The organism is Stenotrophomonas sp. Ste86, assembly GCF_024519465.1.
Classification (GTDB): domain Bacteria; phylum Pseudomonadota; class Gammaproteobacteria; order Xanthomonadales; family Xanthomonadaceae; genus Stenotrophomonas.
The window spans coordinates 47,690-56,498 of the sequence record NZ_JALJRW010000024.1; the positions used below are offsets into that span (position 1 = coordinate 47,690).

8 protein-coding genes are annotated in these 8,809 nt (G+C 67.1%); 7 read left to right on the forward strand and 1 reads right to left on the reverse strand.

The window, feature by feature from the left end:
- Window positions 1–32: 32 nt before the first annotated feature.
- From NR101_RS16605 to NR101_RS16635, 7 genes are all read left to right on the forward strand, one after another.
- Entirely contained in the window at window positions 33–965 is a 933-nt protein-coding gene (locus tag NR101_RS16605; protein ID WP_256776375.1) for an alpha/beta hydrolase-fold protein, read from the forward strand.
- 17 nt (window positions 966–982) lie between these two features.
- Window positions 983–1,405 carry a hypothetical protein gene (locus NR101_RS16610; protein ID WP_256776374.1) on the forward strand — a complete coding sequence of 141 codons (423 nt, stop codon included), beginning with the start codon at window positions 983–985 and terminating at the stop codon, window positions 1,403–1,405.
- A 169-nt stretch (window positions 1,406–1,574) separates the two neighbouring features.
- Window positions 1,575–2,009, forward strand: a complete 435-nt coding sequence (locus NR101_RS16615) for a pyridoxamine 5'-phosphate oxidase family protein (protein WP_256776373.1) — start codon at window positions 1,575–1,577, stop codon at window positions 2,007–2,009.
- Between the two features lie 3 nt (window positions 2,010–2,012).
- On the forward strand, window positions 2,013–2,762 hold the full coding sequence (locus tag NR101_RS16620; protein ID WP_256776372.1) for a DUF72 domain-containing protein: 750 nt from the start codon (window positions 2,013–2,015) through the stop codon (window positions 2,760–2,762).
- Window positions 2,755–3,483 (forward strand): DNA-formamidopyrimidine glycosylase family protein, encoded by a 729-nt coding sequence (locus tag NR101_RS16625; protein WP_256776371.1) that lies wholly within the window; start codon window positions 2,755–2,757, stop codon window positions 3,481–3,483. Before NR101_RS16620 ends, NR101_RS16625 begins: the two co-directional genes overlap by 8 nt.
- A 172-nt stretch (window positions 3,484–3,655) precedes the next feature.
- Window positions 3,656–4,330, forward strand: coding sequence for a protein N-lysine methyltransferase family protein (locus NR101_RS16630; protein WP_256776370.1), 675 nt, complete (start codon window positions 3,656–3,658; stop codon window positions 4,328–4,330).
- Window positions 4,331–4,498: 168 nt separating this feature from the next.
- On the forward strand, window positions 4,499–5,770 hold the full coding sequence (locus NR101_RS16635) for an MFS transporter (RefSeq protein ID WP_256776369.1): 1,272 nt from the start codon (window positions 4,499–4,501) through the stop codon (window positions 5,768–5,770).
- 271 nt (window positions 5,771–6,041) lie between these two features.
- Here the strand turns inward: NR101_RS16635 and NR101_RS16640 are convergent, their stop codons facing one another.
- Window positions 6,042–8,243, reverse strand: coding sequence for a TonB-dependent siderophore receptor (locus NR101_RS16640; RefSeq protein ID WP_256776368.1), 2,202 nt, complete (start codon window positions 8,241–8,243; stop codon window positions 6,042–6,044).
- Between the last annotated feature and the right edge of the window lie 566 nt (window positions 8,244–8,809).

An 8,809-nucleotide genomic window follows, 5' to 3' on the forward strand; every position in this document is an offset into this window, starting at 1 on the left:
TTTCAGGCGAAGGGCGGGTGCGGATGAAGGCGATGTACACAGGTCTCGGGGCGATGATGGTGCTGGCCACGGCCAGCGGCTGCGCGACGCAGGGCGATGCGCTGCAACGTGCGCCTGCGGCCGCTCAACCGCTGACCGGTGTCGTGCTGCCCGATACCGAAAGCTGGAGCGTGCACGATCCGGCCGGGCGCGATTACCCGATCTGGGTGGCGTTGCCAGCCAGTTATGCCGCCCACCCCGAGCGGCGCTACCCGGTGCTGTACGTGACCGACGCGTTGTACAGCTTTCCGCTGGTACGCAGCATCCGCAACCTGGTCGGGCAGGGGGGCAACAACCTGGAGGACTTCATTCTGGTCGGGTTGCCGCCGCAGCAGGGCCTGACCTCCAAGCAGAGCCGCTCGCGCGATTACACCCCGACCCGTCCGGTACGCCGCAACGACGACGACTACAGCGATGACGTGGTCTACGGCGGCGCGGCGCACTATCGCGATTTCCTCGCCGCGCATGTGCTGCCGGCGGTGGACGCGCGTTACCATACCGACCCGGCGCGGCGCAGTTTCGCCGGTCATTCCTATGGCGGCCTGTTCGGCAGCTTCGTGCTGGTCACGCGGCCGGAGATGTTCCAGACCTACATCCTGTCCAGTCCTTCGTTGTGGTTCGACAACCATGTGATCGACCAGCTCGAGCAGGCCTACGCGCAGCGGCATCGCGCGCTGCCGGCGCGGGTACTGCTGGCGATCGGCAGCTTTGAAACCATCAAGCCCGAGCCGCGCTACTTCACCCGCAACGACATGCTCAAGGACAACCAGGCCTTCGCCGATCGCCTGCGCCAGCGCGGCTACGAAGGGCTGCAGGTGGATACCTCGGTGATCGACGGCGAGGACCATCTCACTGTGTATCCCACGACGTTGACCCGCAGCCTGTTGCGGGTATTCCCGGGCAGCGAGCCGTACGACGGGGGTTGAGCGTTGGAGGGAGTGGGATGCTGACGCTGCCGTTTCGATGCGCGATCGTGCTTATGGCAGCGTTCTGCGCCGGGTGCACGGGGGAGGTCATGTATGCCGCCTACCCCGATAGGGCCGCCGCGATCCGTCACGACGCGGTAGGACGCGGCTGGATTCCAGCGTGGATCCCCGCCAGCGCGATCGATCTGCGCGAAGCGCATGATCTGGACACCAATGAAAGTGCGTTGGGCTTTGAGACGGGCACCGAGCGCTGGTTACTGCCGGGACACTGTCGGTTGGTGGCGGCGGATGTTGTGATCCCGAGCGGCCTTGAGCTGCACCCATGGCCGTCGCTGGAGGTCCTGCTGGCCTCCTACCGTATCCGTCGCTGCGACGAGCCGGCGTCAGCGACCGAGAGTTTCCGGGCCATACCGCGCAAGGGTGGGCGAGTGCTGTTCTGACGGGTGCATCGCCGTTGAGAATGGCGTAGTGGCTACCGCCCGAGGTGCTGGATGATCAGGCAAGGCGACGCCGTGGCGCCGCACGCGTGAAGGCCACGACAGCATCCCTGCACGGCGCAGTCACCGGCCCGCGCCGACGCTGGCAGCCTGTTCCCTGCCTGGATGCGCCATGACCACCCTGACCCTGCCCGAACTGGCCAAGAAGATGGCCAACATCGACTTCACCATGCTGCAGACCCGCGCCGAGAATGGCGAAATCGCCGGACGTCCGATGAGCAACAACGGCGACGTCGACTACGACGGCGACAGCTGGTTCTTCACTACTGAAGACACCGACATGGTCCGGGAGATCCAGCAGGATCCGAAGGTGGCGCTGAGCTTCACCGGCAGCAAGTCACTGCTCGGCAAGCCGCCGTTGTTCGTGGCGGTGCAGGGCAGGGCCACGCTGATCCGCGACAAGGCGATCATGCAGCAGCACTGGGTGAAAGACCTGGAGCGCTGGTTCGAACAGGGCGTGGACTCGCCCGGGCTGGTGCTGATCCAGGTTGCCGCCAGCCGCATCCACTATTGGGATGGCGAAGACCAGGGCGAGATCCTGCGCTGAGCGATGGCCGGCATGCCCGCCTTGAACGTACCCCGGATCGGTTGCGCCGGATGGTCCATTCCAAGCCGTTATGCCGGCCTGTTCGGCCTGGGCGAGAGCATGCTTGCCCGCTACGCCACGCGGTTCACTGCCGTGGAGATCAACTCCTCGTTCTACCGTCCGCACCAGCGCAAAACGTATGAGCGCTGGGCGGCATCGGTACCCGCGGGGTTCCGGTTCTCGGTGAAGCTGCCGCGCACGGTGTCCCACGACTCGGGATTGGTCGGTGTGGGTGGGCTGCTGGACCGTTTCCTCGATGAAGTAACTGGGCTCGGCAACACGCTGGGCAGCCTGCTCCTGCAGTTACCGCCCTCGCTGGCCCTCGATTCGCGACGCGCGGGCAGCTTCTTCCGCGCTCTGCAGCGTCGCAGTCCGGCAGCGGTGGTATGCGAACCGCGCCACGCGAGCTGGTTCACCGCGCAGGCCGACGCACTGCTGCAGCGCTACGGCATCGCACGGGCGGCGGTGGACCCGGCCCGCGTTCCTGCGGCCGGCCAGCCCGGCGGCACGCCGACGTGGCAGTACTGGCGATGGCACGGTTCACCGCGCATGTACTACAGCGACTACACAGACGCTGCCCTGGCCGCGCTGGCCGAGCAGGTGTCAGCCCGGCGCATCGGTGGTCACGCGCCCTGGGTGATCTTCGACAACACCGCGCACGGCTTCGCCGTGGCCAACGCCGTGCGCCTGCAGAAGAGCATGTGCGATGCCTGAAGGTCCTTCCATCCTCATCCTGCGTGAGGCCGCGGCCAAGTTTCGTGGCAAGACGGTGCGCCGCTCCCTGGGCAACAGCAGCCTGGACCTGACCCGCATGGAAGGGCGGCGGGTGCTGGCACTGCGCAGCTTTGGCAAGCACTTCCTGATCCAGTTCAGCGATTTCAGCCTGCGCGTGCACATGCTGATGTTCGGCAGTTACCGCATCGACGAGCGCAAGCCGTCTCCTCCGAGGGCGTCGCTGCAGTTCGACAACGGTGAGTTGAACATCTACGCCTCCTCGCTGAAGTACATCGAGGGTGCATTGGAGGAAACCTACGACTGGCGCGGCGACGTGCTGTCGCCCGAGTGGGATCCGCGCCTGGCCCGGCGCCGCCTCAAGCAGCAACCAGACACCTTGATCTGCGACGCGCTGCTGGACCAGGAGATCTTTGCCGGGGTCGGAAACATCATCAAGAACGAAGTCCTGTTCCGTACCCGGGTGCATCCCGAATCGAAGGTCGGCGACATTCCGCCGCGCGTGCTGGGCAAGGTGATCGCGCAGGCGCGTGCGTACAGTTTCGATTTCCTGGAATGGAAGAAGAAATCTGAACTGCGCAGCCATTGGCAGGTGCACACAAAACATACCTGCCCGCACTGTGGGGGACCGCTGTCCAAGACCTATCCGGGCAAGACCAGGCGGCGCACGTTCTTCTGTCCCAACTGCCAGGTGAAGTACTGACGCCCTCCGGCCGGGCGATGAAAACCCGCCGCCGGTCGTCCTGTAGGATGGATCCGTCCCACGCCGTTACGTGCGTCCTGCGCGGTCTGTTCCCGACCGCCCGCTTCGCTCCATTCTTCGAGTGCTGCTTTCCCCTGTGAAAGCGGTCCTCCCCGTGTCCCACGGAGCGCACATGCCGGGCTATGCCACCCGCGTCCTCACCATCCCGATCGCCGGCCACGATTTCCGCATCCGCGCGCTCAGCGACCTGCAGCAGTTTGCCGATCCGACCGGTCGCGCCCAGCGCGCCGGTATCCATTCCTCGTTGTGGAGTCTGTTCGGGCAGGTCTGGCCGGCCGGCCGCGTGCTCGCTGAAACCATGAGCACCTACGACGTAGCTGGCAAGCGCATCCTGGAACTGGGCTGTGGCCTGGGCCTGTCCAGCCTCGTGCTGGCCCGTCGAGGCGCCGACATAGTGGCCAGCGATCACCACCCGCTGGCCGAATCGTTCCTGGCCTACAACGCCGGCCTCAACGATCTGCCGGCCATCCACTATCGCGATCTGCCGTGGGAGCTGCCGGATGCGTCACTGGGCCGCTTCGATCTGATCATCGGCAGCGACGTGCTCTACGAGCGCGGCCATGCCCTGCAGATCGCCACGATGATGCAGCGCCACGCCCGGCCAAGTGCCGAACTGCTGCTCACCGATCCCGGCCGCGGCAACGTCGGTCCGTTCTCGCGTGCGATGGCCACCCAGGGCTATGCGGTGAACGAGTCGTACGGGCTGTTCGATGACGAGGGCGATGCCCCGGGACGCGGCCGACTGCTGCGTTACACCCGCGACGCGGTGCCGGCATTGGCTGGATGAGCAACGCTGACGGGCGTCCCGTGCGGGCGATGTAGTGGCGATGTGAGTCCGTCGGCGCCCGGCGTGCAGTAGGCTCGGCGGCATCCTGTTGCCGATGTCTGCGCCGATGCTCGACCTTCGTCCCTGCTGTCCACAACCCATCACCGCCGCCGCGCCGGTGGCACGCGCATGAGTGTGCCCGCGCCCCTGGCGCCGGAACGGCGCACCCGCTCGATGATCATCGCCGGGCTGTCCACCGTGGTGGAGTGGTACGACTTCACCCTGTACCTGTACCTGGCCACGGTGCTGTCGCGGGTGTTCTTCGGCGGCGGCGAGAATGCGCTGCTGGCGACACTGGCCGGGTTCGCGGTGTCCTATCTGATGCGTCCACTGGGTGCCTTGTGCTTTGGCCATCTCGGTGATCGCTTCGGGCGGCGCTACATGCTGCTGGCCTCGATGCTGCTGATGACGCTGGCGATGCTGGCCACCGCGCTGCTGCCCACCTTCGACAGCATCGGCGCCGGTGCCGGCGTGCTGCTGTTGCTGCTACGCTGCCTGATGGCGTTCTCGGTCGGCGGCGAGTACACCGGTGTGGTGGCCTACCTGCTGGAAACCGCACCGACGCACCGACGCGGCCTGGTCACCTCGCTGGCCTCTGCGGCCAGCGAAGTCGGCGCACTGCTGGCGGTGGCGCTGTCGGCGTTGACCGTGGCCCTGTTGAGCACCGCGCAGCTGGACGGCTGGGGCTGGCGCATCCCGTTCTTCGTCGGCGCGGCGCTGGCCGGTGCGATCCTGCTGGCACGCTCGACCATGCACGAGTCACCGGAGTTCGAGCGGCAGAAGGCGGCTGGCACCGTACCAACCTCGCCGATCCGCGATACCTGGCGTTTCCATCGCGGCGCGGTGGCGCGCACCTTCGCCATTTCCGCGCTGGGGTCGATCACCTACTACGTCGGCATCACCTATGTGCCGGCGTTCCTGGGCTCGGCAGGCGAGGTCGGTGAATCGGAGGCGCTGTGGTTGTCCACCGTGGCGGCGGTGGCGGTGATCGTGGTGACGCCGCTGGCCGGTGCGCTGTCCGACCGGGTCGGGCGGCGCCCGGTGCTGATCGGCTTGGCGCTGCTGTGCGCGCTGCTGCCGTTGAGCATGTTTACGCTGATGGCGGGTGGTCAGACCTTGTTGATCGGCATCGCGGCGGTGGTGCTGGCCTGCCTGGCCGGCGGGGTAAGCGCGGTCGCCGCACCGGCCACGGCCGAACAGTTCCCCGGCGAGGGGCGTCTGAGCGGCCTGGCACTCGGCGTGACCATGGCCACCGCGTTCTTCGGCGGCGCCACGCCGTTGCTGGCCGAACTGCTGGTGCGCCACACCGGCTGGGCCGCAGCGCCCGGCGCGATGATCGCGGTGGTGGCGGTACTGGTGCTGCCGGTGATGTGGACGCTGCGGGAGACGAGGCCGCGGTAGTGCCGGCCGTTGGCCGGCTCCACGCAATGCCAGGATCGCCGAGGCGCCGGCCAACGGCCGGCATTCCGGATCGGTGGCTATCGAGGAGCCGGCCAGCGGCCGGCACTACCGGATCGTTGGCTATCGAGGAGCCGGCCAGCGGCCGGCACTACCGGATCGGTGGCTATCGAGGCGCCGGCCAGCGGCCGGCACTACCGGGTGCCGGGCCGCCAAAAAAACGGGCCGCCCGCAGGCGACCCGTCCGTTGCAGCAGCGTGTTGGGCGTCCGCCGTCAGAACTTCCAGCGCAGACTGGCCGCCACGAAGCGCGGTTCGCCGTAGTTGTTGTAGTCCAGGTTGGCCCAGTAGGTCTTGTCCAGGGCGTTGCGCACGCTCAGCGTAGCGGTCCAGTTGTCGCTGATGCGGTAGTTGGCGTTGAACTGCACCAGCGCATACGCCGGCTGGTTCACCGTGACCGTGCCGCCGAGCGGGTAGGGGATGTTGTAGCCCTGCACCTTGCTCTGCCACTGCACGCCGCCGCCCACGCTCAGGCGCGCCAGTGCGCCGCGCAGTTGCACCTGGGTGTTGAGCTGCAGCAGGTCTTCGGCCGGGTTGGCGTAGAGCAGGTCGGTGGCCGCGCGGGTGACCTTGACATGGGTGAAGCCGGCATTGACCGTCCAGCCCGGCAGGATCTCGCCGTTGATGTCCATTTCCCAGCCGCGCGCCTTGGTGCCGTTGACGCCGATGTAGGCCGAGCTGCCATCGCTGAGCGAGCCATCGGGCACGCTCATGTCGCGCACGGCGTAGTTGTCCTGCTTGGCCTCGAACACGGCCGCATTGGCGGTCAGGCGGCCCTCGAACCACTGGCTCTTGATGCCGGCCTCAAGGTTGGAGCCCTGCACCGGCGCCAGCAGGTTTTCGTTCCTGTCCTTGTAGTTCTGCGGATTGAAGATCTCGGTGTAGCTGGCATACACCGCAAACTGCGGGGTGATGTCATACACCAGGCCGACGTACGGGGTGACTTCGTCGCTCACCTTGTAGGCGCCGCTGGTGGCGGTGTATGTGCCGGCCGCGTTGTAGGCGCGGGTCTGGGTCTGCCACCGGCTCAGGCGCGCACCGGCGATCAGCGACAGCGGATCGGCCAGGCGCAGGCGCGTGGCCAGGTAGACGCCACTCTGCGTGGTCTTGGCCACCCGGCGCGCGCCGGTGCGGGTGTAGGTCACCTCGGAGATGTCGCCATCCCAGCCGTACACGTTGGGGATGTAGTAGCAGCGCTCGTTGCCGCAGCGCGCCCAGTCGGTGGGGTAGTTCAGCGCGACGGTGTTGGTGGTGCCTTCCAGGTCGGCCCACTGCGCGCCCACGGTCACGTCGTGCTCGCGACCGAACAGGTTGAAGGTGCCGGTCAGGTAGGCATCCACGTTGCGGCGGGTGTCTTCCGAATCACCGGCGGCGGTGCGCAGGTAGATGCCCGAGCCGGTCGCCGGATCGGGGTAGCCGGTGCCGTACAGGCGGATGTTCTGCACGTTGCCACGGGTGTAGGCGGTGTTGATCTTCAGCAGCCAGTCTTCGCCGAAGCGCTGCTCGAGGTTGGCGAACACGGTGCTGGTTTCGCGCTGCCAGTAGCTCCACTTCGGCGCCAGGTTGGTCGAGCGCGACAGGTGGGCGAAGTTGCCCTGGCTGTCGAAGAACGGCACGGTGCCCCAGGTGGAGCCGACCGGGTTGTTGTCCTGGGTCTGGTAGCCGACGGTGACGGTGGTGCTGTCGGTGATATCGCCTTCCAGCACCGCCATGCCGGCCATCTTGTTTTCTTTGTAGCGGTCGTAATAGAAATCACGGTCGGTGTAGGCGGCAACGACGCGGCTGCGGAAGCGGCCGTCGGCGGTCAGCGGCGCGGTCACGTCGGCCTCCATGCGACGGTAATCCCAGCTGCCGGCACTGACCGAGAACGAGGCGTCGAAGTCCTTGCCCGGGCGCTTGCGCAGCAGGTTGACCGTGGCCGAGGGTACGCCGGCGCCGCTGAGCAGGCCGTTGGCGCCGCGGATCACTTCGACGCGGTCGTAGAAGGCGGTGTCGTATTCCTGGTTGGTCGACCCGCTGTAAGTGGGGATGCCATCGACCTGGAAATCGGTGATGGCAAAGCCGCGCGCGTAGTACAACGGGCGCTGGGTGTCGTAGAAGGACACGCTGACGCCGGTGACGTTGCGCATGACGTCGTTGAGGCTGAACAGCGATTCGTCCTGCAGCCGCTGCAGCCCGATCGAGGTGGCCGACTGCGGGGTTTCCTGCAGGGTCATCGGCAGGCGGGTGGTGCTGGACGGCGCGGCGCGGTCGCCGACGACGCTGACTTTGTCCAGGGTCTTGGCATCGGCATTGCCGCCGGCATCGGCAAGCGCGTCGGCCAGCGCCAGCGGCGAGGCGAGCGACAGGACGGAGAGCAGGGCCAGGCTCAGCGGGGCGTGGCGGAAGGAGCGGGGCGGAAGATCGCGGAAGGTCATGCGCAGGGTCTCGAATCGGTCTCGGAGGGGGAAGCAGCAGGCAGCGGGCACGGCAGGCCGGGCACCGGAAGCGCCTGGCGTTTAGATCCTTCTGAGGAATGGGTGGAACCCGACGGTGGGTCGGCGCCGTTGCGGCCGTGGGTGGTGAGCAGGGCCCGGCGGCCGTCCTTGGATTCCGGCCAGGCCCGCGCCGGCAGCGCAGGGGGTGTAAATGTAAAGCGTTCTCATTCGCTTTACAATTCCTTAATGCGCGTTGGGCGGCGTGGAGACCCGGCCTCTGGGGCGGGTGCTCAGCTGCCTAAGGAGGTGTCTCCTCTCGGGGATTTCGCGAGCGTGAGGGCCCCGTAGCAGGCGGTAGGCCCCTGGTGCAAATGTCCCCCGGCCGCAAGCGGCCTCCTCCTTTATTTTGCCCAGGAGCCTACCGCCTGCTACGGGGCTCGGCTTGCGGAAACGAGCGGGGAAAAGCTGGCTTCTGACTTCCGTCGGTGGGTCGGGCGGTGGGCCCCCATGGCCTTGGAGGCGAAATAAAGGGGGAGGGGGCGGCCGCAGGCCGACGCCGGAGGACA

Bases quoted from the DNA above. Each gene is read 5' to 3' on its own strand.
- NR101_RS16630 (WP_256776370.1), top strand. From the start codon at position 3,656: ATGCCGGGCTATGCCACCCGCGTCCTCACCATCCCGATCGCCGGCCAC.
- NR101_RS16625 (WP_256776371.1), top strand. From the start codon at position 2,755: ATGCCTGAAGGTCCTTCCATCCTCATCCTGCGTGAGGCCGCGGCCAAG.
- NR101_RS16605 (WP_256776375.1), top strand. From the start codon at position 33: ATGTACACAGGTCTCGGGGCGATGATGGTGCTGGCCACGGCCAGCGGC.
- NR101_RS16640 (WP_256776368.1), bottom strand. From the start codon at position 8,243: ATGACCTTCCGCGATCTTCCGCCCCGCTCCTTCCGCCACGCCCCGCTG.
- NR101_RS16620 (WP_256776372.1), top strand. From the start codon at position 2,013: ATGGCCGGCATGCCCGCCTTGAACGTACCCCGGATCGGTTGCGCCGGA.
- NR101_RS16615 (WP_256776373.1), top strand. From the start codon at position 1,575: ATGACCACCCTGACCCTGCCCGAACTGGCCAAGAAGATGGCCAACATC.
- NR101_RS16635 (WP_256776369.1), top strand. From the start codon at position 4,499: ATGAGTGTGCCCGCGCCCCTGGCGCCGGAACGGCGCACCCGCTCGATG.
- NR101_RS16610 (WP_256776374.1), top strand. From the start codon at position 983: ATGCTGACGCTGCCGTTTCGATGCGCGATCGTGCTTATGGCAGCGTTC.